Below are 20,948 nucleotides of genomic sequence, written 5' to 3' on the forward strand. Positions count from 1 at the left end.
CGGGTGACGGGCCCGCCACGCGCGACGGGCCGTCAGAAGCCGGGCGGCTCCGTGTACGTGCCCCACTCGTCCCGCAGCAGGTTGCAGATCTCGCCCATCGTGGCCTCGGCGCGCGCCGCGTCCAGCATGGCCGGGATCATGTTCGACCCGTCGCGGGCGGCGGCCAGCATGGCGTCCAGCGCCGCCGTCACCTTCGCTTCGTCCCGGCCGGCCTTGCGCTCCGCGAGCTCGCGGACCTGCACCTTCTCCACCTCGTGGCTGACCCGCAGGATCTCCAGGTCCCCGGTGACCGAGCCGTGGTGGACGTTGACGCCCACGACGCGCTTGTCGCCCTTCTCCACCGAACGCTGGTATTGGAAGGCCGACTCGGCGATCTCCCCGGTGAACCAGCCGTCCTCGATGCCCCGCAGGATGCCCGAGGTGATCGGCCCGATCGGGTGCTGCCCGTTCGGGTGGGCGCGCAGACCGCGCTCCTTGATCTGCTCGAAGATCTTCTCGGCCTCGGCCTCGATGCGGTCGGTGAGCTGCTCGACGAACCAGGAGCCGCCCAGCGGGTCGGCCACGTTGGCCACGCCCGTCTCCTCCATCAGCACCTGCTGCGTGCGCAGGGCGATCTCGGCGGCCTGCTCGCTCGGCAGCGCGAGGGTCTCGTCGAGGGCGTTGGTGTGGAGCGAGTTCGTGCCGCCCAGGACGGCCGCGAGGGCCTCCACGGCGGTGCGCACGACGTTGTTGTAGGGCTGCTGGGCGGTGAGGGAGACCCCGGCCGTCTGGGTGTGGAAGCGCAGCCACATCGTCTTCTCGGACTTCGCCCCGTACACCTCCTTCATCCAGCGGGCCCAGATGCGGCGGGCGGCGCGGAACTTGGCGATCTCCTCGAAGAAGTCGAGGTGGGCGTCGAAGAAGAAGGAGAGCCCGGACGCGAAGTGGTCCACGTCGAGCCCGCGCGAGAGGCCCAGCTCCACGTACCCGAACCCGTCGGCGAGGGTGTAGGCGAGCTCCTGCGCGGCCGTGGCCCCGGCCTCGCGGATGTGGTAGCCGGAGACGGAGAGCGGCTTGTAGGCGGGGATGCCGTTCGCGCAGTACTCCATGAGGTCGCCGATGAGGCGCAGGTGCGGCTCGGGTTCGAAGAGCCACTCCTTCTGGGCGATGTACTCCTTGAAGATGTCGGTCTGGAGCGTCCCGTTCAGGACGGCCGGGTCGACGCCCTGGCGCTCGGCGGCCACCAGGTACATGCAGAAGGCGGGGACGGCGGGCCCGCTGATCGTCATGGAGGTGGTCACGTCGCCGAGCGGGATGTCCTTGAAGAGGATCTCCATGTCGGCGGCGGAGTCGATGGCCACCCCGCAGTGGCCGACCTCGCCGAGCGCGCGGGGGTCGTCGGAGTCGCGCCCCATCAGGGTGGGCATGTCGAAGGCGACGGAGAGCCCGCCGCCGCCGGCGGCCAGGATCATCTTGTAGCGCTCGTTGGTCTGCTCGGCGTTGCCGAAGCCGGCGAACTGCCGGATGGTCCAGGTCCGCCCCCGGTAGCCGGTGGCGTGCAGGCCCCGGGTGTACGGGTACTCCCCGGGCCAGCCGATGCGCTCGAAGCCCTCGTACGAGTCGCCGGGCCGGGGTCCGTAGACGGGATCGACGGGGTCGCCGGAGAGCGTGGTGAAATCGGCCTCGCGCTTGCGGGCCTTGTCGTACCGGGCCTGCCAGCGACGGCGGCCTTCCTCAATGGCGTCAGCGTCCATGCCACTGAATTTACTAGGACGTCCTAGTAAATGTCGATGGCCCACCCCCGGGGAGTCCCCCCCGGGGGTGGGTGGATCACTCCAGGTGGATCACTCCGGGTCGATCACTCCGGGCAGGTCGCCCGGGGTCCGTGGAGTCCCTGGGGTCAGGCGCGGGCGGCGGCCGGAGCGCCGACGACGAGGGGCTCCACCTCGGCGCGGACCTTGCGCTCGACGAAGAACGCGGCGAGCGGGATGGTGCCGGAGACCAGGACCCACAGGAGCTTGCCGAACGGCCACTTGGCCTTGGAGCCCAGGTCGAAGGCGAACACCAGGTAGACCATGAACAGCACACCGTGCGCCTGCGAGACCGCGAAGGTCAGGTCGGCGCCGGTGTCGAAGCCGTACTTCGCCACCATGCAGGCACACAGGATCAGGAGCATGACCGCGGTCACGTAGGCCATGACGCGGTAGCGGGTCAGCACGCTTCGTTTCATGGCGTCGAGCCTAGCCGTCCGGTTTGCACGATCTTGACGGGGGCCGGGTTGATGCCTGGGTCTGAGTGGACGTGATTGTCCTCGCAGACGGCGCACATGATGCCCCCCATCTGTTTGAGGTGCGCATCGACGGACACTTTGCGCCGGTGTTTCGTCACGAAAAACATGCCTGCGTGCACACGAAGGCACAATGCGTGTCTTTCACGGATCTGGGCCATGCCGGTCGTTAATCGTCGGCACGATGGGGGTGTGAAGGCGGATGCGGGGCGTAAGTATCGTGCGTACCCCACCGGGGATCAGGACCAGGTCCTGACCGGGTGGGGTCATACGGTGCGTGCCCTGTGGAACGTGGCTCTGGAACAGCGCGTGTACCTGTGGGAGCAGCGGGCGTACACCCTGCGGTCGGCCGAGCAGTGCAGGCACCTGACGGCAGCTCGTACGGATCTTGACTGGATCGGTGACCTGCCCGCGCAGGCCGGTCAGCAGATCCTTCGCAACCTAGATCGGGCCTACGACAACTTCTGGAACCCCGAACACCCGGCACGATTCCCGGCACGGAAGAAACGCGGGCACCGCCTGTCGATCCCGTTCCCGGGCCAGGCGGTCGAGGTCCGCAAGGTGAACCGCAAGTGGGCCGAGTTGCGTCTGCCGAAGCTGGGCTGGCTGCGCTTCCGGCTCTCCCGCGCCATTGGGGGAACGATCCGTAACGCCACCGTTTCGCGAGACGGTAACGGCTGGCACGTCTCCTTCGGTGTCCACACCAGCCGCAAGCCGGACACGCCAAACGGGAAGCCCGCGTGCGGGGTGGACTTCGGCGTCGCCGCGTCCGCGTTCGTGTCCACCGAGACCACGCCCCGGCTCATGCCGCCGACACTGACCGCCAACGAGAAGAAGCGACTCAAAGCGCTCGAACAGCGCAAGGCCCGCCAGATCACCTACACGAAGAAGCCCAACGGAGGGAAGTACAGCCACCGCCTGCGTACGACGATCGCCCAGATCGCAAGGCTCACCACCCGGCGGGCCAACCGGCGCCAGGACTTCACGCACAAACTCACCACCGACCTCGCCAAAAACCACGGCCTGATCGGCATCGAGGACCTGCGCGTGAAGAACATGACCGCCTCCGCGAAGGACAGCGTCGAAACACCGGGCAAGAACGTCCGAGCCAAGGCCGGGTTGAACCGGTCGATCCTCGACAACATCCCGGGCGAGCGGCGGCGCCAGTTTGAGTACAAGGCCCGCATATACGGGTCCGTACTCGTCGCGGTGCCGCCGTTCCACACCTCCCAGACCTGCGCCAAGTGTGGCCAGGTCGATCCCGAATCCCGCAAGGGATGCGGTCGGCTGTTCGCCTGCACCCGGTGCGGGCACGAGGACGACGCCGACCACAATGCCTCGATCGAGATCGAGGCCCGAGCCCGCCGGACGGGCGGCTCGGATATCAACAGCACGCGCAGCACCCTCAGGGTGCGAGTCCCGGCCATCGGCCGGAGGCGGATGCGTGAAGCCCCGAAGCCCGCTCACACGAGCTAAAAGGAATCGCCCCCAATCAAGGGGGCGAGGATCGTCAATTCTCCTCGAAGTCGGCCGCGGCCACCCGGAGCGGGCGCAGGAGCGCGAAGATCTCCCCGCACTCCTCGGCGTCGTAGGCGCCCAGCCCGAAGTCGATCTCCATCAGCGCTTTGGTGGCCGCCTCGACCACCTCGCGGCCCTTGTCCGTGATCGACGCGAGGGTGCCGCGCCCGTCGTTCGGGTTCGGGCGGCGGGCGACGAGCCCGGACTTCACCAGCCGGTCCACGGTGTTCGTCACCGACGTCGGGTGCACCATCAGCCGCTCGCCGATCTTCGACATCGGCAGTTCCCCGGCTTTGGAGAAGGTCAGCAGCACGAGCGCCTCGTAGCGCGCGAAGGTCAGGCCGTACGGCTTGACGACCGCGTCGACCTCGCCGAGCAGGATCTGATGCGCCCTCATGATCGAGGTGATCGCGGCCATCGAGGGCACCGGACCCCAGCGTTGCTGCCAGAGTTCGTCGGCGCGGGCGATCGGGTCGAAGGCAAGGCTGAGCGGCTTGGGCACGCACCCGACCCTACCGGGCGGTCATTTGGCGGCGGGATCCGTCTCACGCCTCGGCCCGTCCGTCCGGCGCACCTCGGCGAGCAGCAGCAGGACGACCCCGGTGCCCAGGACCGCGGCCGACGCGACGACCACGTGCACGGGCAGGAACTCCGCCGCGACCCCGGCGAGCGCCATGCCGACGCCCTGAAGGGTCATCAGCCCGGTGCTGAGCAGGGTCATCGCCCGGCCGCGCAGCTCCTCGGGCACGGCCTCGACGTACCACTGGTCGAGCCCGAGGGTGTACGCGTGGGCCAGCCCGGCCAGGACGAGCGTGCCCAGCAGGAGCGGGAGGCCGGGCCGGACGGCGTACGCGAGCAGCGGCAGCAGCGAGAGCGCCGCGAGCGGGGCCGTGATCCGCGAACGCGTTCGGGCGGTGAGCGCCGAACCCGCCCACACCTCCCCGGCGATGGCGCCGGCGGGCATCGCGCACATCAGCAGCCCGAGCCCGGCCGTGGAGATGCCCAGGCCGGTGGCGTACGGGGTCAGCAGGGCCTCGGGTACGACCACGAAGAGCGGCGGCAGCCAGGACAGCAGGGTGAGGGCCCGCAGCCGGCGGTGACCCAGGACGGCGCGCAGTCCCGCGATCGGGGAGACCCGCGCACCGGCGCCCGCGGACCGGGCGGGGCGGGCCCGGGTGCCCAGCCGCAGCAGGGCCGCGGAGCCGAGGAAACCGGCGGCCGTGAGGAGGATCGCCCCGCGCGGGGCCAGCACGGTGAGCAGCAGCCCGCCGAGCCCGAAGCCGATGAGCTGGGCGCTCTGGGCCACCATGCGCAGCAGCGAGCGGCCCAGGACGTACGCGTCCCCGGCGCCGAGCACGTCGGCGAGGGAGGCGCTGCGGGTGCCCTGGAACAGCGGCGCGACGAAGGCCATCGCGCAGCGCAGTACGAGGAGCAGCGCGACCGGGGTGCCGGGCGCGGCCATGGCCGCCGCGCAGGCCGCGCAGACGAGGTCGCAGCCGACGAGCACCCGGCGGGCGGGGAGCCGGTCGGCGAGCGGCGCGAGGAGCGTGCCGCCGAGGGCGTAGGGCAGGAAGCCGAGGGCGAAGGTGAGCGCGCTCATCAGGGGGGAGCCGGTGGCGCGGTAGACGAGGACGGTGAGGGAGATCTCGGCGATGACGACGCCGAGCACGGACAGCAGGTGCGCGGCGAAGACCGGCCGGAACTCCCCGACCCGGAAGACGGCCCGGTAGCCGACGGGGGGCTGCGCGGGGGGCCGCTCGGGCGGCCCGGGGACGGTATGCGGATCGGCGGCGGGATGAGGATCGGGGACGGGATGCGGCTCGGCGGCGGGTGCGTCCTGGTTGGCGGTGGTCATACGGTGCACCGTGGCGGCACCTAGGCTGGGGTACCAGAGATTCGCCCTCACCCGAATCACCCCTCTCCGGCACGGCAGCCGGGGAGGTTGGCCGCACACCGGCCCTGCTCTCTCCGCCCGGAGACCCGTCACCCCGACCCGCCGAGCGCCGCCCGGCATCCCGCCGCCCGCCCGGCCCGTCCCGTCCCACCCCCGGAGGGACCCGTGCCGTTCCACTTCCGCTTCGGCCCCGCCGACCTGCTGCGCTGCCGGTTCTCGATCTCGCCCCGCTGGGAGACCCAGGAGGCGGTACGGGTCCTCCTGGACCAGCGCCGCCACGCCTACCACCTGCCCTGGCTCCGCGGGATCCGCACGGCGGCCGCCGGGCTGGACCTGCGGCCGCTGTGGCTGCTGATGCCGCGCACGGGGCACAATCCGGACTTTCTCAGCCCGCCGCCGACGGGCCCGTCGGTCACCTTCGAGGAGGAACTCGCGCGGGTCCGGGCCGCCGATGCGCAGGCGGCCCGGGAGGACCTGCGGCGCTCCCTCGTCTGCACCCCGGGCGCCCTGGAGAGCGCGGCCGGGCAGCGGATGCTCGCCGATCCGGAGCGGGCGGTCCAGGAGCTGGCCGACCTCTACGAGCAGGCCTGGCGGGTGCTGGTCGCCCCGCACTGGACCCGGCTGCGCGCCCTGCTGGAGGCGGACGTCCTGTTCCACTCCCGGCGACTGGCCGCGGGCGGGCTGGAGGCCCTCTTCGACGGGCTCCACCCGGATCTGCGCTGGTCGGGGAACACCCTCACCATCGCCCGCCGGGGCCACCACGACCGCTCCCTCGACGGTCAGGGGCTGCTCCTCATGCCGAGCGCCTTCGTCTGGCCGGAGGTGGTGGGCGGCTACGACCCGCCGTGGCAGCCGACCCTGGTGTACCCGGCCCGCGGCATCGGCGCCCTGTGGACGGCCCCCGCGGGCCCGGCCCCCCGGGCCCTGGCCAGGCTCCTGGGCCGAGCCCGCGCGGACGTCCTGTGCGCCCTCACCGAGCCGGCCTCGACCACCGCCCTGGCCCACCGCCTGTCCCTGGCCCCCTCCACGGTCTCCGCACACCTGAAGACCCTCCAGGAAGCGGGCCTCCTCATCTCGGCCCGCCACGGCCACCAGATCCTCTACGAACGCACCCCGCTGGCCATCGCCCTGACGAATCCGGCTTCGCCGGGGTGAATGCAGCCCCTCCGGCGTTTGAGGAGCGGGGGTCCGGGGGCGGAGCCCCCGAGGCGGTCCGGGCGCAGCCCGGGGAACGGAGGAAGGGCGGGTAGGGGACAGCACCGCGCAGCGCCACCCCCACCCCTCCCCCCTCGCCCTCCCCCCACCCGGCCGCACTCGGCAGTGTCGTACCCCACCCCAACTGCCCGTTATGTCACGATGACCCGGCCCGCAGCCGCTCACCCCTTCGCCCCGAGGAAGCCGGATGCCAGCCCGCCGCCGCAGCCCCCGCAGCCGCCCCGCCACCCTCCTCACCGCAGCCCTCGCCCTCACGGCGGCAGCCGCATGCTCCCCCGCCCCCACCGCCCAGCCGGAATCCGCCCCGCCCCACCACCCGGCAGGGGTCGGCCTCGTCGACGACTCCCCGTTCTGGGTGGACCCGCAGAGCGACGCCGCCCGCCAGGTCGCCGCCTGGGAGGCGCAGGGCCGCAACAGCGACGCCCAGGTGCTGCGCCGCATCGCCGACCGGCCGATGGCCCTGTGGGGCCCGGCCGGCGACCCCGGCCCGGAGATCCGCCGGGCCGGGGCGAGCGCCCGCGCGGCGGGCCGCACGCTGGTCCTCGTCGCGTACAACATCCCGTACCGGGACTGCGGGCAGCATTCGGCGGGCGGCGCCCGGGACGCCGCCGCGTACCGGAGCTGGATCGGCGCCTTCGCCGACAACATCGCCGACACCAAGGCCCTGGTCGTCCTGGAGCCGGACGCGGTCCCGCACCTCGTGGACGGCTGCACCCAGGCCGGCCACCGCGACGAGCGGCTGCGGCTGCTCTCCGAGGCCGTCGACCGGCTCAAGCGCAACAAGAACACCAAGGTCTACCTGGACGCCGGCAATCCGGCCTGGATCCCGGACCAGCGGAAGCTGGTCGATCCCCTCTACAAGGCCGGACTCGACCGCGCCGACGGCTTCGCCCTCAACGTGTCCAACTTCCAGCCCAGCGCGGCCGGCCGGGAGTACGGCGCCGCCCTCTCCCAGGCCACCAAGGGCAAGCACTTCGTCATCGACACCAGCCGCAACGGCGACGGCCCGCTCCGGGGCGACCGCGACCAGGCCTGGTGCAATCCGCCCGGCCGGGCGCTGGGCACGCCCCCGACCGACGGTACGGGTGACCCGCTCGTGGACGCGTACCTCTGGATCAAGCGCCCCGGCGAATCGGACGGCACCTGCCGCGGCGGCCCCCCGGCGGGGAAGTGGTGGCCGGACTACGCCCTGGGCCTGGCCCGCCGCGCCACGGACTAGGTTGGCCGATTTCCCCTTGTCACAAGGGGAGTTGAGCTAGATCCTGTGTGCTACGAAACGGCACCGGGGGGGTCCGTCATATCCGGGCGAGAGGTCATCGAGGTCCGCGTCGCACGACGCATGCTCTGGGTCGGCGCCGACGCGTTCCCCGTCACCAACATCACCCGGGTCAGGGCGCTCAGCTGGGGCACCGCCCGCGGGCCGGCCGTCTCGGCCTTCGTAAGGTTCATGATCCTCCTGGTGGCCCTCACCGCCGGGGGCCTGGGCGCGTTCGGGGTGGTGCTCGTCGTCGTCGCCCCGGCCGCGACCATCGCCGTGATCCTGGTGTCACGACTGGTGTCGGTACTGCGCACCAAGACCTACTACGTCCTGGTCATCGAGACCGGCGGCGCCGCGCACCCCGCTCTGGTCAGCCTCGACATCACAGAGGTCCAAGACCTGGTCGCGAGGATCACCGACGCGATCGACGATCCGAACGCCGCCTTCGCGATCCGCATCGAGAACCACATCGCGCAGATCGGCGACACCATCAACGTCGCCGGCACGGACAACACCGGAAAGGTGGTCGGATGACCGGCGAGGAACCCCTCTGGAGGGTCAACCACATCGGCGACAGGATCGACGTCTCCGGTACGGGCAACATCGGGAAGGTGGTGAACAGCCACCACGCACCCCAGGTCCAGTCCGCGGCCCTCCAGGACGTGATCAGACTCATCGAGGTCCTGCGCGGCCAGGTCTCCGGGGACGACCTCGCCGACATCGACGCGTCCCTGGAGACCGTCCGCGAGGGCGAGGCCGCGGGCCCCGGCGCCGTGCGCCGGGCGCTCGACACCGTCCAGCGGATCGCCGCCGTGGTCGGTGAGGTCGGACTCCCCGTGCTCACCGCGATCACCCAGTTCCGCGCCCTGTCCGCCTGACGGGATCCAGGCCGGGTCCACGGCGGGCGCCCTAGCTCAGCCACCCGTCCCGCGACGCCGCCGGCGGTGGCGGCTTCGGCGCCGCCGGCTCCGGAGCCGGCCGCACCCGCACCCACTTCGCCACCGACGGGGTTCCGTCCGCGTCCGTCACGAACAGCATGTACCAGCCGGGCGGCACCAGTGTCGGGTCGGCCGGCACGGTCACCGTCACCGTGTCCGCCGTCTTCTCCAGCCCGAGCTCGATCGACCGCTGCTCCACGTCGGTGGTGTGCGTGACCGCGCTCGGACGCATCAGCCGGGCCCGCTGGATCCGCTCCGCCTTCGGTGCCCGGAAGGTGGCGCGGCCGCCGGGCCCGACCTCCTGGGGCCCCTCCCCCAGCACGGGCCGCAGCGCCGGGTCCCGGTACAGGTACGGCGGGCTGTAGACCTCCAGCCGGTGTTCGAACCGGCCCAGCCTGGTGTTGTCCTTGTCGGCGAAGAGCGGGTCGGAGCCGAAGGTCGCCACCCGCCCGTCGGGCAGCAGCAGCGCCTCGGAGTGGTAGTTGCGCCCGACCTTGGGGGCAGCGGCGGCCACGAAGGTGTCGGTGCGCGGGTAGTAGAACTGCGCCTTGCGGATGTCGCTGGCGCCCCGGCCCCGGTAGTCGGCGGAGCCGCCCGTGGTGAAGACGGAGTCGTCGGGCAGCAGCACGCTGCTGAGGTAGCGCACGCCCTGCGGCAGCCGGGCCGTCGACCGGAAGACCGGCACCTCCGCCTTGAGGTCCACGACCGCCGTCCGGTCCGTGGACAGCCGGGACTCGCCGACTCCGCCGCCGCCGAGCACCATCACCTTCTGGTCCTGGGCCGGGGGCAGCAGGACCGACGAGGAGGTCTCCAGCTGGTCGGCGTCGGCCAGTCCGCCGACCTTGCGGTACTGGTTCGTCGCCAGGTCCCACACGCCCGGCTCGCGCCCCTTGCCCTTGGGCCCGTAGCCCGCGTTGGAGCCGGTGTAGAGCAGTTTGCCGCCCTGGGTGAGGAAGAGCGCGGGGTAGGTCGGGAAGTAGCGGAAGGGCCCCTTGGACCACTTCTTCGTCTTCGGGTCGTAGTACTCGTTGTCGCCGGGGACCACGTCGCCCACGTCGTTGAGCCCGGACACGGCGAGGACCCGCCCGTCCTGGAGCCCCACCAGGGTCGGGTACCAGCGGGCGTCCCTCATCGGGTCGACCGGTACGTACTTCTCCGCCACCGGGTCGAACTCGTAGGCGGACTTGATGCCCTGGAAGTCCTGCTTGTCGGCGCTGAGCCGCTCCGCGAGCCCGTAGACGTCGGCGGCGTCCTTGCCGGTGAGCCCGGCCACCGCGTACTGGGCGGCCTGGGTCGTCAGTCCTGCGGCGCCCTCCCGGACCGCCTCCACGAAGACGCGCGCCTCCGCGGCGACCACCTTGGTCTTCCACGGCATCATCTGCCCGCCGCGCCCGTAGGCGATCTCGAACCGCCGGGTGGCCTTGGGGACGGTGACGGCGAACCTCGACACGTACTCGACGCCGGACGGGGACCGGAAGACGGTGCCCTTCGGCAGGGTGACCGCCTTGTCGGGGCTCTCGTTCTTGACCCGCATGCCGCCGCCGGCCCGGGTGACCTTCCCGCCGAGCACCTCGTAGCGCGCGGTTCCGCCGGCCACCAGGAGCTGTCCGTCGGGGAGCTGGCTGTGGCCGGAGCAGAAGAAGTCCTCCGGGGTCGGGATCCTCTTGAAGCTGTCGTCCTTGGGGTCCCACAGGACGGTGGAGAAGGTGCCCTTGTCGAAGTTGCGCTGGTCGTTGCCGGAGCCGGCGATCAGCAGCACCTTGCCGGTGCGCAGCAGCGCCGCGTGCATGGCGTTGATCCGGTACTCCTCGGGGAGGGCGGTCAGCCCCCACGAGCCGTACTGCGCGCGGTAGCCGGCCTGCCCGATCTTGTACGAGTGGTAGCGGTCCCCGGCGAAGGAGAGCGCGGCGGGCGCGTTGAGCGCGAGCAGCAGGGCCGCCGCCGAGGCGCCCAGGGCCGTCTTCTTGAACTGCTTCGAAGGCCGGTAGTCCATGGCTCAGTTCCCTCCTGCGGTGGTCGCGAACGCCTGCTCCGGCTCCTCGCCCGGCTCGTCGCCCGGCTCGGAGCCCGCGCCGGGCGCGCCCCGGGCCGCCTTGGCGCGCAGCTCCGTCACGGCCCATACGGCCGGCGGGGCGAGGGTGACGGCCAGGGCGAGCACCGCCCAGATCCGCATGGCCGCGTGGGTGTGCTCGTAGCGCACGGAGGCCGCGAGGGAGACGAGGAGGACGGCGGCCCAGAAGAGGTGGATGCGGAAGGTCGCGGGCAGGTCGGGGCTGGCGGTGCCGCCCTTGGGGGTGACGACGAAACGGCCCCGGGTGCGCAGCACCGCCGAGCCGAGCGACATCAGGTAGACCGGCGCGCAGACGGCCGACATCGCCATGCCGGCGAGCCCGCCGGAGCCCTCCGGCTCGTGGGGCGAGACGTTGTGGCGGCGGTTCCACAGGTACAGGCCGACCTGGAGGGCGGCGGCGTCGGTGTAGAGCATCAGCCAGACCTCGGAGGAGACCTGGGTGCCGGAGGCGCCGAACCACAGGAACAGCACGCAGCTGAGGACGCCGAGGAGCCAGTTGACGGCGGTCATCGGGTAGTAGACGAGCATCAGGGTGTAGTTGAGCCAGCGGCCCGGGGGCATCCGCAAGCAGCCGCGCCAGTACTGCCGCAGGAGGGTCTCGTACGTCCCCCTCGACCAGCGCAGCTGCTGCGTGAAGAAGTCGGTCCAGGTGTTCGGCCCCTCTCCCACGGCGAGCACGTCGGGGGTGTAGACGGAGCGCCAGAACCGGCCGGTCGCGGGGTTGCGGCTGCGGTGCAGCTCGAAGCCGGTGGCCATGTCCTCGGTGAGGGAGTCGTAGAGCCCGCCGACCTGGCGCAGGGCGCTGATCCGGACGGCGTTGTTGGTGCCGACGAACATGGGGGCGCCGTAGCGGTTGCCCGCGCGCTGGATCAGCGCGTGGAAGAGGTACTGCTGGGACTCGGCGGCCTTGGTGACCGAGGAGGTGTAGTTGCCGTAGACCTGCGGGCCGACGACGAAGGCGATGTCGGGGTCGCGGAAGAAGCCGAGCATCCGCTCCAGGTACTGCGGGAGCGGCACGTGGTCGGTGTCCACGGAGGCGAGGTAGTCGTAGTCCCCGCCGTGCCGGGCCAGCCAGGAGTTGTAGTTGCCGTGCTTGGTCCTCGCCCGGTGCGCCCCCTTCGCCGTGTTCCACTCGGGTACGCCCTTGCGGGTGAAGTGGCGCACGCCGAGGGCCGCGCACAGCTCCCTGGCCGCGGGGTCGTCGCCCTCGTCGAGAAGCCAGACGTCGAGCGGCCCGTCGTGGCGGACGGCCACGGCCCCGCGCAGGGTGGCGGCCGCCATGGAGAGCGGTTCCTTGCCGGGCACGTAGGTGGTGAGGAAGGCGACGCGGGTGCCGGGCTCGGCGGGGACCGGGACGGGGTCCCGGGCGACCATCGTGGCGTGGGCGATGGAGACCACGTTGACCACCATGAAGAGCATGATCAGGGCGACGGATCCGAGCATCACGCCGTCGAGCCGCACGAGCCAGCCCTCGCCGCCCTCCCGGACGGTGCGGTGCGTGGGCCAGAGCAGGTAGAGCAGCAGCCCGGTGGCGGCGACGGGGGCCAGGGTCATGAGCGCGACGGCCCGTATTCGGGTCCGGAGGTCCTCGCGCGCGAGCAGGGAGCGGTACCGCACGCGGTAGGCGACGGCGGGGTCCGGCTCCTCGAGGGGGCCGGCCAGCCCGCTGTGGGTCTCGTAGTCGAAGGCTTCCTGCCGCACGGTTTCCTCCAGCGCTCGAAACCGGGGTACCTATCCCAACGAAAGGGGAGATACCTCAGGCTGTCGAACGGGATGCACCCGACCGGGCGGTTCCGTTCCGTGCCCCGGCGGACGGGGCCGAACGGGTCATCCGGGGCCGGCGCCCCTCAGCCGGCGCGGCCTGCAAGCAGGACGCCGCGACCGGCGTAGAAGCGGTCCAGCTCCGCCCAGGGGACGGGCGCGTACGCTTGCGAACCGTCGGGGAAGCCGGAGGGATTGTGCACCAGGACGGCGTCCTCGGTGGCGCCGACGGCGAGCACCAGGTGACCGCCCCGGGCCGCCCCCGCGGGGACCAGGGTGCGGATCGACCAGTGGACGGACAGCATCGCCAGCCCGCCCCCGGCGAGCACGTCCCGGACGGTGCCGTGGTCCAGCCGGGGCTCCGAGCGCGCGTCCAGGCCCCAGCGGGCGTTCACGTACTCCGCGAAGGGCTGGTAGATCAGCCCCTGCACGGCGTCCCCGTCCCGCACGTACGCCCCGGCCGCGCAGAGCTCCTTCACGAGCTCCACGGAAGGCGGTACGGGGAGCCCCAGGCGGCCCAGCGCCATCCGCAGACAGGCGACTCCGCACATGCGGGGCGCCCAGAAGGCGTACTCCTCGGGGGAGTCGGCCCCGGACCCGGCCCACAGGGGATCCCCCGCCGCGTCGGCGCCCTCGACGAACCCGGGCACGAGGGCGGCGGACTCCCACTGGGAGTAGTAGGGGACGGCGTGCTTGATCGTGGAGGCGCTCATGCGTCCGAAGTCTGCTCTACGGGAGGCCGCCCGCCCCGGGCGGCCTTGGCGGGGGCCCGCCGGTGGTGGCTCAGCCCCCGGCGAGGTGGCGTTCCACCGTTTCCATCTTGGACGTCATGCCGTCCGTGACTCCGGGGCGGATGTCGGCCTTGAGGATGAAGGAGACCCGCGGGGCGCGCTCCTCGACGGCGGCCACCGCGCGCTTGACCACGTCCATCACCTCGTCCCACTCTCCCTCGATGGTGGTGAACATCGCGTCCGTGTGGTTCGGCAGCCCCGACGCGCGGACCACGCGGACCGCGTCCGCCACGTACTCGCCGACCTCTTCACCGACGCCCAGCGGGGTCACCGAGAACGCGATCATCATGCGCGGGCCGCCTCACGGGCACGGGCGGCGAGCACGCCGGCCGTCTCGTCACGCTTGAGCAGGCGGTCGCCGTAGAGCCCGCCGAAGGGGATCAGAGCCAGCAGGAAGAACAGCACGACCTTCTTCAGCGGCCACTTCGCCTTGAACCAGACGTCCAGCAGGAAGACGCCGTAGATGACGAACAGGATCCCGTGGATGACGCCGAGCGGCATCATCAGGTAGTCGATGTCCGAGATCCGGCTCAGCACCGAGCCGAAGAGCAGCAGCGCCGGGAACGAGAGCGCCTCCGGTACGGAGATGAGGCGCAGTCGGTGCAGGGCGGAAGCGGTCTTGATGTCCACGTGGAACCTTCGGGGTGGATGCCGGGGGTCCGTCCCAGTGTCTCAGCCGCCCCGGGCGATCTTGGCGCGGGGCCCGGGGTCCCCGCGGACCGGGGCGGACCGTGCCGAACCGTGACGCATATCGGCCAACGGGCCCTGTTCGGTGCCGCCCGCTGCGGATAACGTCTTCCCGTGGCTCAGTTCCGACTCCAAGGCAGCAAGGTGCTCGCCGTCGACCTGACCGGGGACGCCGTGAAAGCGAAAAACGGCGCCATGGTCGCGTACGACGGCCAGATGGCCTTCAAGAAGATGACCGGCGGCGGCGAAGGCCTCCGCGGAATGGTGACCCGGCGGCTCACCGGCGAGCAGATGACCGTGATGGAAGTGCAGGGTCACGGCACCTGCTTCTTCGCCGACCGGGCGAGTGAGATCAATCTGGTCAATCTGCGCGGCGAGAAGCTGTACGTCGAGTCCAGCAACCTGCTGTGCACCGATGCCGGCCTGCGCACCGGCACCACCTTCACCGGTCTGCGGGGGGCTACGACGGGCAACGGCCTGTTCACCACCACCGTCGAGGGCAACGGGCAGGCGGCGATCACCTCCGACGGCCCGGCCGTCGTGCTGCGCGTCAGCTCCCAGTACCCGCTCTCCGTGGACCCGGGCGCGTACATCGCGCACACCGGGAACCTCCAGCAGTCCTTCCAGTCCGGCGTGACCTTCCGCACGCTGATCGGCGAGGGTTCGGGCGAGGCGTTCCAGATCCGCTTCGAGGGCGAGGGCCTGGTGTACGTACAGCCCAGCGAGCGCAACACCATCGGGGGCGACGTCTGATGCCGTTCCGCGAGATCAACTCGAAGATGGTCGAGGCCCAGGTGATCCCGGGCCAGAAGATGTACAGCCAGCGCGGCGCGATGCTCGCGTACCGCGGCGAGGTCTCCTTCACCCCGAGCCTGACCGGCGGCCAGGGCGGCGTGATGGGCATGATCGGGCGCCGCGTGGCGAACGAACAGACCCCGCTGATGGAGGTCGAGGGCAGCGGCACCGTGATGTTCGGCCACGGCGGCCACCACATCCAGGTCATCAGCCTCACCGGCGAGACGCTCTACGTGGAGGCCGACCGGCTGCTCGCCTTCGACGGCACCCTCCAGCAGGGCACGATGTTCATGGGCGCGCAGGGCGGGGTCATGGGCATGGTGCGCGGCCAGGTCACCGGCCAGGGCCTGTTCACCACCACCCTCAAGGGCCACGGCTCGGTGGCCGTGATGGCCCACGGCGGGGTCATCGAGCTGCCGATCACCCCGAACCGCCCGATCCACGTGGACCCGCAGGCCTACGTCGCCCACCACGGCGAGGTCCGCAACAAGCTGTCCACGGCGCTGGGCTGGCGCGACATGGTCGGGCGCGGCTCGGGCGAGGCGTTCCAGCTGGAGCTGTCCGGCCAGGGCGCGGTGTACGTACAGGCCTCGGAGGAGAAGCTGTGACTTACCAGCCTGGACCGAGTGGTCCCGTGACCGGCGGACCGGGTGGTCCGACCGTCTTCGACCCGTACACCCTGCCGTCCGACGACAACGTCAACGCCTACACCTTCTGCGTGGAGCTCAAGGGGAGCCAGTGGTTCCTGCAGAAGGGCAAGATGATCGCCTACTACGGGCGCATCGAGTTCAACGGCATCGGCCACGGCCGGTTCGACCGGCTGCTGCGCACCAGCTTCCATTCGCCGCTGCACGCGAGCGACTGGGTGGTGGCCGAGGGCCAGGGCAAGATGCTGCTGGCCGACCGGGCCTTCGACGTGAACTCGTACGACCTGGACAACGGCAACCTGACCATCCGGTCGGGGAACCTGCTCGCCTACCAGCCCTCGCTGGCGCTGAAGCAGTCGATCGTCCCGGGCTTCCTCACCCTGATCGGAACCGGGAAGTTCGTGGCCGCCTCCAGCGGTCCGGTGGTGTTCATGGAGCCGCCGCTGCGCGTGGACCCGCAGGCGCTGGTGGGGTGGGCGGACTGCCCTTCCCCCTGCCACCACTACGACCACGGGTACATGTCGGGCGTGCTCGGCGGCCTGCGCTCGCTGACGGGCATCGGGGGCTCCTCGGGCGAGGAGCACCAGTTCGAGTTCGTGGGCGCGGGTACGGTCCTGCTCCAGTCCTCGGAGATGCTGATGCCGGAGCAGGCGATCGGGGCGGTGGGTCCCGGGGCGGCCACGGGCCAGGCGCAGGGCGTGCCCGGGCAGGGTCCGCTGGGGCAGCTCGGCGTACCGCGCATGCCGGGGCAGCTGGGTGATCTCCAGAGGCGCTTCGGGCTGTAGGAAACCTCTCACCTCCCCGCATTTTTGTACGTAATTCAACTTCTTAGGTAGAGTTCTTTCATGGAGACCATCGAGACCGAGACGGCCACCCGCTGGCTGACCGACGCCGAGCAGTGCGCCTGGCGCACCCACCTGGACGTCAGCAGACTGCTGTCGCACCAGCTGGAAAAGGACCTCCAGCCTTTCGGGCTCACCAACAACGACTACGAGATCCTCGTGAACCTCTCCGAATCCGAGGAACACCGGATGCGGATGAGCGATCTCGCGACCTCGACGCTGCAGTCCAAGAGCCGGCTCTCCCACCAGATCACCCGCATGGAATCGGCGGGCCTGGTCCGCCGTGTGAACTGCGAGTCCGACCGCCGCGGGCTCTACGCCGTCCTCACGCCCGAGGGCATGGAGACCATGCGCAAGGTCGCCCCGCACCACGTGGCGTCCGTCCGCCGGCACTTCATCGACCTGCTCCCCCCGGACGCCCTCGCCGCGCTGCGCGCCGCGCTGACACCCGTCGCCGAGCACCTGCGCGCGGGCCGCGGCAAGGCCTGAGGCCCGGGTCGCTCGACGCGCCCATCACGGCGGATCACCGGACAATGGTGGGTGGCAACGCACTCGCAGCCGGCCCTCGCCGAGCGACCGTAGGCGCACGTGGCCGGCCTGAGGAGGTCCAGTCATGCAGCGCAATACATACGTTTCGGCGGCCGCGGCCGTGGTCCTGGCCCTGGGGGGGCCGGTGGCGGCCGCGGCGACGGCAGCCGCCGCCCCGACGGCCCTGACCGCGGCCACCGCCGCGCGCGCCGACGTGACCGCCGAGGCGGCGGCCCAGGCGGCCCTGAAGGCCAACCCCGGAGTCATCGAGTCCCTGGACCGCGACGGCGCGGTCTGGCACGTGGACGTCGTCAGCAAGGACGGCACCCACTCGGAGCTGGAGGTGGACGCCGCGAGCGGCAGCGTCACCAAGGAGAACCAGGACGACGACCAGAAGGCCGACGACTACGCCTCGCTGCTCGCCGCGAAGGTGACCGCCGAGCAGGCCATGAAGACGGCCGTGGCCGCCCACCCCGGCAAGGTCTGGTCGGTGGAGTGGGATGACGACGACGACAACGGCCGCGCCGCCACCTGGAACGTCGAGGTCAAGACGACCGACGGGAAGACCCAGAACGTCCACGTGGACACGGCCACGGCGAAGGTCGTCTCGTCCGACGCGGACGACGACGACAGCGACGACGGGAACAACTGAGCCCCGCGGACCACACGCACCGAAGCCGCACCCCGTGGAGGGGGTGCGGCTTCCGTGTGTGGTCTGTGCTCACGGTCAGCTGTTGGGACGCTTTCCGTGGTTGGCCTTCTTCTTCTTGCGGGCTCGCTTCTTGTTGCCGCGCTTCGCCATGAAACCTCCCTGCGTTGGGGCATTCCGGGCGTTCGCCAGTCTATGACCGGCCCGCGGGCTCCGCATCCGGTTCCGGTGGATCCACCCGATCCACCGGATCGACCTATTCCGTCGGATCCGCCGGTTCCGTCAGCGTCGCCAGCAGCGCGTCCGAGGCCGCGTACGGATCCAGCTCGCCCGCCGCCACCCGCCCGGCCAGCGCGTCCAGGCGGGCGTCGCCGTGCACGTCGGCCAGCCGGGCCCGCAGCGCGGTGATCGCGATGGTCTCCACCTCGCGCGCGGCCCGGGCCGTACGCCGCTGCGCCAGCACCCCGCGCTCGTCCATCCACGCCCGGTGCTTCTCCAGCGCCTCGACCAGCTCGTCGATGCCGGTACCGCGCGCCGCGACCGTCTTCACGATCGGCGGCCGCCAGTCGCCCTTGCCCCGGGACTCCCCCAGGCTCAGCATGTGGTTCAGCTCCCGGGCGGTGGCGTCCGCGCCGTCCCGGTCGGCCTTGTTCACCACGTAGACGTCGCCGATCTCCAGAATGCCCGCCTTCGCGGCCTGGATCCCGTCGCCCATCCCGGGGGCCAGCAGCACCACCGAGGTGTCCGCCTGCGCCGCGATCTCCACCTCCGACTGCCCGACCCCGACGGTCTCGACCAGGATCACCTCGCAGCCGGCCGCGTCCAGCACCCGGATCGCCTGCGGGGCGGCCCATGCGAGCCCGCCCAGGTGGCCTCGGGTGGCCATGGAGCGGATGTAGACCCCCGGGTCGGAGGCGTGGTCCGACATCCGCACCCGGTCGCCCAGCAGGGCGCCCCCGCTGAACGGCGAGGACGGGTCGACGGCCAGGACGCCGACCCGCTTGCCGGCCTGCCGGTACGCGGAAACCAGCGCCGAGGTCGTCGTGGACTTGCCGACGCCCGGGGAGCCGGTGAGGCCCACCACGTACGCGGTGCCCGTGAGCGGCGCCAGCGCCGCCATCACCTCGCGCAGCTGCGGGGACGCCCCCTCGACCAGCGAGATCAGCCGGGCGACCGCTCGCGGCCTGCCCTCACGGGCCTGGGCCACCAGCTGGGGGACGTCCACCACCGTCATACGTGCTGCGCTCCTCGGTTCTCTTACGGGTAACGGGTACGAGCGGGGGTGCGGGCGGCCTTCCGGCCGCCCCTCCCCTACGGGACGCGGACGATCAGGGCGTCGCCCTGCCCGCCGCCGCCGCACAGGGCGGCCGCGCCGACCCCGCCGCCGCGGCGCTTGAGCTCCAGCGCCAGGTGCAGCACCACGCGGGCGCCGGACATGCCGATCGGGTGACCCAGGGCGATGGCGCCGCCGTTGACGTTCACCTTTTCCGGGGTCACTCCGAGGTCCTTCATCGACTGCACGGCGACCGCCGCGAAGGCCTCGTTGATCTCGATGAGGTCGAGGTCCTCGACGCCGAGGCCCTCCTTCTTCAGGGCGTGCAGGATCGCGTTGGAGGGCTGCGACTGGAGCGAGTTGTCCGGGCCCGCCACATTGCCGTGGGCGCCGATCTCGGCGAGCCACTCCAGGCCGAGCTCCTCGGCCTTGGCCTTGCTCATCACGACCACGGCGGCGGCGCCGTCGGAGATCTGCGAGGAGGTGCCGGCCGTGATGGTGCCGTCCTTGGCGAAGGCGGGACGCAGCTTGCCGAGGGACTCGACCGTGGTCTCGGCCCGGATGCCCTCGTCCTGCGAGAACACCACCGGCTCGCCCTTGCGCTGCGGGATCTCGACCGGGGTGATCTCGGCCTCGAAGACGCCGTTCTTCTGCGCGGCGGCGGCGCGCTGGTGGGAGGTGGCCGCGAAGGCGTCCTGCGGGGCCCGCTCGATGCCCAGACGGGTGTTGTGCGTCTCGGTGGACAGGCCCATCGGGATGTTCTCGAAGGCGTCGGTGAGACCGTCGTAGGCCATCGCGTCGAGCATCTCGATGGCGCCGTACTTGAAGCCCTCGCGGGACTTCGGCAGCAGGTGCGGGGCGTTGGTCATGGACTCCTGACCGCCCGCGACCACGATGTCGAACTCCCCGGCGCGGATGAGCTGGTCGGCCAGGGCGATGGCGTCGAGGCCCGACAGGCACACCTTGTTGATGGTGAGCGCGGGAACGTTCATCGGGATCCCGCCCTTGACGGCGGCCTGGCGCGCGGGGATCTGACCCGCTCCGGCCTGCAGCACCTGGCCCATGATCACGTACTGGACCTGGTCGCCGGAGATCCCGGCGCGTTCCAGCGCGGACTTGATGGCGAAGCCGCCGAGGTCGGCACCCGAGAAGGACTTCAGCGAGCCGAGCAGTCGCCCCATGGGCGTGCGGGCCCCGGCGACGATCACTGACGTGGAGTTGTTCGTTCCGGACATGGAGCACAGCCCCTTGAGATGAGGAGTGAACGAGGGTTTACCCGAATGTACTGAGCGGTACCCGTGCCGTCACCGGCACGTCAGTGTGATCGCGCGCACGTTGCGTAACCGCGCCGCTGGCGCTGCACTGTGTCCATGCTGACAAGAATCGACCACATCGGGATCGCCTGCTTCGACCTGGACAAGACGGTTGAGTTCTACCGTGCCACGTACGGGTTCGAGGTGTTCCACTCCGAGGTCAACGAGGAGCAGGGCGTCCGCGAGGCCATGCTGAAGATCAACGGGACCTCCGACGGCGGAGCCTCCTACATCCAGCTCCTGGAGCCCACCCGCGAGGATTCCGCGGTCGGCAAGTGGCTGGCCAAGAACGGCGAGGGCGTCCACCACATCGCCTTCGGCACCGAGGACGTCCTGGGCGACTCGGAGGCCATCCGAGGCAAGGGCGTCCGCGTCCTCTACGACCAGCCCCGCACCGGCTCGATGGGCTCCTCGATCACCTTCCTGCACCCCAAGGACTGCCACGGCGTCCTCACCGAACTGGTCACGAGCAGCCCCGAGCACTGATGTCCCGTTTCCCCGG

The 20,948-nt window shown here is 71.3% G+C and carries 23 protein-coding genes; 11 read left to right on the plus strand and 12 right to left on the minus strand.

What is annotated here, in order from left to right; genetic code table 11:
* Positions 1–32: 32 nt before the first annotated feature.
* Both OG730_RS13565 and OG730_RS13570 read right to left on the minus strand, forming a co-directional pair.
* Positions 33–1,733 (minus strand): coenzyme B12-dependent isobutyryl-CoA mutase large subunit, encoded by a 1,701-nt coding sequence (locus OG730_RS13565; protein WP_327304483.1) that lies wholly within the window; start codon positions 1,731–1,733, stop codon positions 33–35.
* Positions 1,734–1,879: 146 nt separating this feature from the next.
* Positions 1,880–2,209, minus strand: a complete 330-nt coding sequence (locus tag OG730_RS13570; RefSeq protein ID WP_327304484.1) for a DUF3817 domain-containing protein — start codon at positions 2,207–2,209, stop codon at positions 1,880–1,882.
* Between the two features lie 216 nt (positions 2,210–2,425).
* Between OG730_RS13570 and OG730_RS13575 the strand changes: the two genes are divergently transcribed.
* Complete coding sequence (locus tag OG730_RS13575) at positions 2,426–3,742, plus strand: RNA-guided endonuclease InsQ/TnpB family protein (RefSeq protein ID WP_327304485.1); 1,317 nt, start codon at positions 2,426–2,428, stop codon at positions 3,740–3,742.
* A 34-nt stretch (positions 3,743–3,776) separates the two neighbouring features.
* Here OG730_RS13575 and OG730_RS13580 read toward each other — a convergent pair whose 3' ends face one another.
* A complete protein-coding gene (locus tag OG730_RS13580; RefSeq protein WP_327304486.1) occupies positions 3,777–4,286 on the minus strand; it encodes a MarR family winged helix-turn-helix transcriptional regulator in 510 nt (169 codons plus the stop codon).
* Positions 4,287–4,307: 21 nt separating this feature from the next.
* Complete coding sequence (locus OG730_RS13585; protein WP_327304487.1) at positions 4,308–5,639, minus strand: MFS transporter; 1,332 nt, start codon at positions 5,637–5,639, stop codon at positions 4,308–4,310.
* Positions 5,640–5,843: 204 nt separating this feature from the next.
* Here OG730_RS13585 and OG730_RS13590 point away from each other — a divergent pair, with 204 nt between their 5' ends.
* The 4 genes from OG730_RS13590 (at position 5,844) to OG730_RS13605 (ending at position 9,029) form a co-directional block, all read left to right on the plus strand.
* Entirely contained in the window at positions 5,844–6,833 is a 990-nt protein-coding gene (locus OG730_RS13590; RefSeq protein ID WP_327304488.1) for an ArsR/SmtB family transcription factor, read from the plus strand.
* Between the two features lie 247 nt (positions 6,834–7,080).
* Positions 7,081–8,112, plus strand: a complete 1,032-nt coding sequence (locus OG730_RS13595) for a glycoside hydrolase family 6 protein (RefSeq protein ID WP_327304489.1) — start codon at positions 7,081–7,083, stop codon at positions 8,110–8,112.
* Positions 8,113–8,157: 45 nt separating this feature from the next.
* On the plus strand, positions 8,158–8,685 hold the full coding sequence (locus OG730_RS13600; protein WP_327304490.1) for a DUF6232 family protein: 528 nt from the start codon (positions 8,158–8,160) through the stop codon (positions 8,683–8,685).
* Positions 8,682–9,029 (plus strand): hypothetical protein, encoded by a 348-nt coding sequence (locus OG730_RS13605; RefSeq protein WP_327304491.1) that lies wholly within the window; start codon positions 8,682–8,684, stop codon positions 9,027–9,029. Before OG730_RS13600 ends, OG730_RS13605 begins: the two co-directional genes overlap by 4 nt.
* A gap of 31 nt (positions 9,030–9,060) precedes the next feature.
* Here OG730_RS13605 and OG730_RS13610 read toward each other — a convergent pair whose 3' ends face one another.
* The 5 genes from OG730_RS13610 to OG730_RS13630 form a co-directional block, all read right to left on the minus strand.
* A complete protein-coding gene (locus tag OG730_RS13610) occupies positions 9,061–11,082 on the minus strand; it encodes a radical copper oxidase GlxA (RefSeq protein ID WP_327304492.1) in 2,022 nt (673 codons plus the stop codon).
* Between the two features lie 3 nt (positions 11,083–11,085).
* Complete coding sequence (locus OG730_RS13615; protein ID WP_327304493.1) at positions 11,086–12,861, minus strand: glycosyltransferase family 2 protein; 1,776 nt, start codon at positions 12,859–12,861, stop codon at positions 11,086–11,088.
* A 146-nt stretch (positions 12,862–13,007) separates the two neighbouring features.
* Positions 13,008–13,634, minus strand: coding sequence for a cysteine peptidase family C39 domain-containing protein (locus tag OG730_RS13620; RefSeq protein WP_327304494.1), 627 nt, complete (start codon positions 13,632–13,634; stop codon positions 13,008–13,010).
* A 70-nt stretch (positions 13,635–13,704) separates the two neighbouring features.
* Positions 13,705–14,001 (minus strand): MTH1187 family thiamine-binding protein, encoded by a 297-nt coding sequence (locus OG730_RS13625; protein WP_266904380.1) that lies wholly within the window; start codon positions 13,999–14,001, stop codon positions 13,705–13,707.
* Entirely contained in the window at positions 13,998–14,342 is a 345-nt protein-coding gene (locus OG730_RS13630) for a DUF3817 domain-containing protein (RefSeq protein WP_327304495.1), read from the minus strand. The genes OG730_RS13625 and OG730_RS13630 overlap by 4 nt, the downstream gene beginning before the upstream one ends.
* A gap of 171 nt (positions 14,343–14,513) precedes the next feature.
* Between OG730_RS13630 and OG730_RS13635 the strand changes: the two genes are divergently transcribed.
* The 5 genes from OG730_RS13635 (at position 14,514) to OG730_RS13655 (ending at position 17,863) form a co-directional block, all read left to right on the plus strand.
* Positions 14,514–15,152 carry an AIM24 family protein gene (locus OG730_RS13635; RefSeq protein ID WP_327304496.1) on the plus strand — a complete coding sequence of 213 codons (639 nt, stop codon included), beginning with the start codon at positions 14,514–14,516 and terminating at the stop codon, positions 15,150–15,152.
* Entirely contained in the window at positions 15,152–15,802 is a 651-nt protein-coding gene (locus OG730_RS13640; protein ID WP_327304497.1) for an AIM24 family protein, read from the plus strand. Before OG730_RS13635 ends, OG730_RS13640 begins: the two co-directional genes overlap by 1 nt.
* 26 nt (positions 15,803–15,828) lie before the next feature.
* Positions 15,829–16,626, plus strand: coding sequence for an AIM24 family protein (locus OG730_RS13645; RefSeq protein ID WP_327309252.1), 798 nt, complete (start codon positions 15,829–15,831; stop codon positions 16,624–16,626).
* Between the two features lie 69 nt (positions 16,627–16,695).
* Positions 16,696–17,172, plus strand: a complete 477-nt coding sequence (locus OG730_RS13650; protein ID WP_327309253.1) for a MarR family winged helix-turn-helix transcriptional regulator — start codon at positions 16,696–16,698, stop codon at positions 17,170–17,172.
* Between the two features lie 124 nt (positions 17,173–17,296).
* Entirely contained in the window at positions 17,297–17,863 is a 567-nt protein-coding gene (locus OG730_RS13655; RefSeq protein WP_327304498.1) for a PepSY domain-containing protein, read from the plus strand.
* Between the two features lie 75 nt (positions 17,864–17,938).
* On the opposite strand, the gene OG730_RS44310 is transcribed toward OG730_RS13655, so the two are convergent.
* The 3 genes from OG730_RS44310 to OG730_RS13665 form a co-directional block, all read right to left on the minus strand.
* Positions 17,939–18,013, minus strand: coding sequence for a 50S ribosomal protein bL37 (locus OG730_RS44310; protein ID WP_383947182.1), 75 nt, complete (start codon positions 18,011–18,013; stop codon positions 17,939–17,941).
* A gap of 103 nt (positions 18,014–18,116) precedes the next feature.
* Positions 18,117–19,088 carry a methylmalonyl Co-A mutase-associated GTPase MeaB gene (gene meaB / locus OG730_RS13660; RefSeq protein WP_327309254.1) on the minus strand — a complete coding sequence of 324 codons (972 nt, stop codon included), beginning with the start codon at positions 19,086–19,088 and terminating at the stop codon, positions 18,117–18,119.
* 83 nt (positions 19,089–19,171) lie between these two features.
* Positions 19,172–20,368 carry an acetyl-CoA C-acetyltransferase gene (locus OG730_RS13665; protein ID WP_327304499.1) on the minus strand — a complete coding sequence of 399 codons (1,197 nt, stop codon included), beginning with the start codon at positions 20,366–20,368 and terminating at the stop codon, positions 19,172–19,174.
* Positions 20,369–20,503: 135 nt separating this feature from the next.
* Here OG730_RS13665 and mce point away from each other — a divergent pair, with 135 nt between their 5' ends.
* Positions 20,504–20,932, plus strand: a complete 429-nt coding sequence (gene mce / locus OG730_RS13670) for a methylmalonyl-CoA epimerase (protein ID WP_327304500.1) — start codon at positions 20,504–20,506, stop codon at positions 20,930–20,932.
* Positions 20,933–20,948 lie beyond the last annotated feature (16 nt).

This window comes from Streptomyces sp. NBC_01298 (assembly GCF_035978755.1).
In the GTDB taxonomy this organism is placed as follows: domain Bacteria; phylum Actinomycetota; class Actinomycetes; order Streptomycetales; family Streptomycetaceae; genus Streptomyces.

Coding starts and splice junctions, on each gene's coding strand:
- OG730_RS13575 (WP_327304485.1), top strand. CDS start 2,426: ATGCCGGTCGTTAATCGTCGGCACGATGGGGGTGTGAAGGCGGATGCG.
- OG730_RS13655 (WP_327304498.1), top strand. CDS start 17,297: ATGCAGCGCAATACATACGTTTCGGCGGCCGCGGCCGTGGTCCTGGCC.
- OG730_RS13605 (WP_327304491.1), top strand. CDS start 8,682: ATGACCGGCGAGGAACCCCTCTGGAGGGTCAACCACATCGGCGACAGG.
- OG730_RS13640 (WP_327304497.1), top strand. CDS start 15,152: ATGCCGTTCCGCGAGATCAACTCGAAGATGGTCGAGGCCCAGGTGATC.
- OG730_RS13585 (WP_327304487.1), bottom strand. CDS start 5,639: ATGACCACCGCCAACCAGGACGCACCCGCCGCCGAGCCGCATCCCGTC.
- mce (WP_327304500.1), top strand. CDS start 20,504: ATGCTGACAAGAATCGACCACATCGGGATCGCCTGCTTCGACCTGGAC.
- OG730_RS13625 (WP_266904380.1), bottom strand. CDS start 14,001: ATGATGATCGCGTTCTCGGTGACCCCGCTGGGCGTCGGTGAAGAGGTC.
- OG730_RS13665 (WP_327304499.1), bottom strand. CDS start 20,368: ATGTCCGGAACGAACAACTCCACGTCAGTGATCGTCGCCGGGGCCCGC.
- OG730_RS13595 (WP_327304489.1), top strand. CDS start 7,081: ATGCCAGCCCGCCGCCGCAGCCCCCGCAGCCGCCCCGCCACCCTCCTC.
- OG730_RS13610 (WP_327304492.1), bottom strand. CDS start 11,082: ATGGACTACCGGCCTTCGAAGCAGTTCAAGAAGACGGCCCTGGGCGCC.
- OG730_RS13570 (WP_327304484.1), bottom strand. CDS start 2,209: ATGAAACGAAGCGTGCTGACCCGCTACCGCGTCATGGCCTACGTGACC.
- OG730_RS13620 (WP_327304494.1), bottom strand. CDS start 13,634: ATGAGCGCCTCCACGATCAAGCACGCCGTCCCCTACTACTCCCAGTGG.
- OG730_RS13565 (WP_327304483.1), bottom strand. CDS start 1,733: ATGGACGCTGACGCCATTGAGGAAGGCCGCCGTCGCTGGCAGGCCCGG.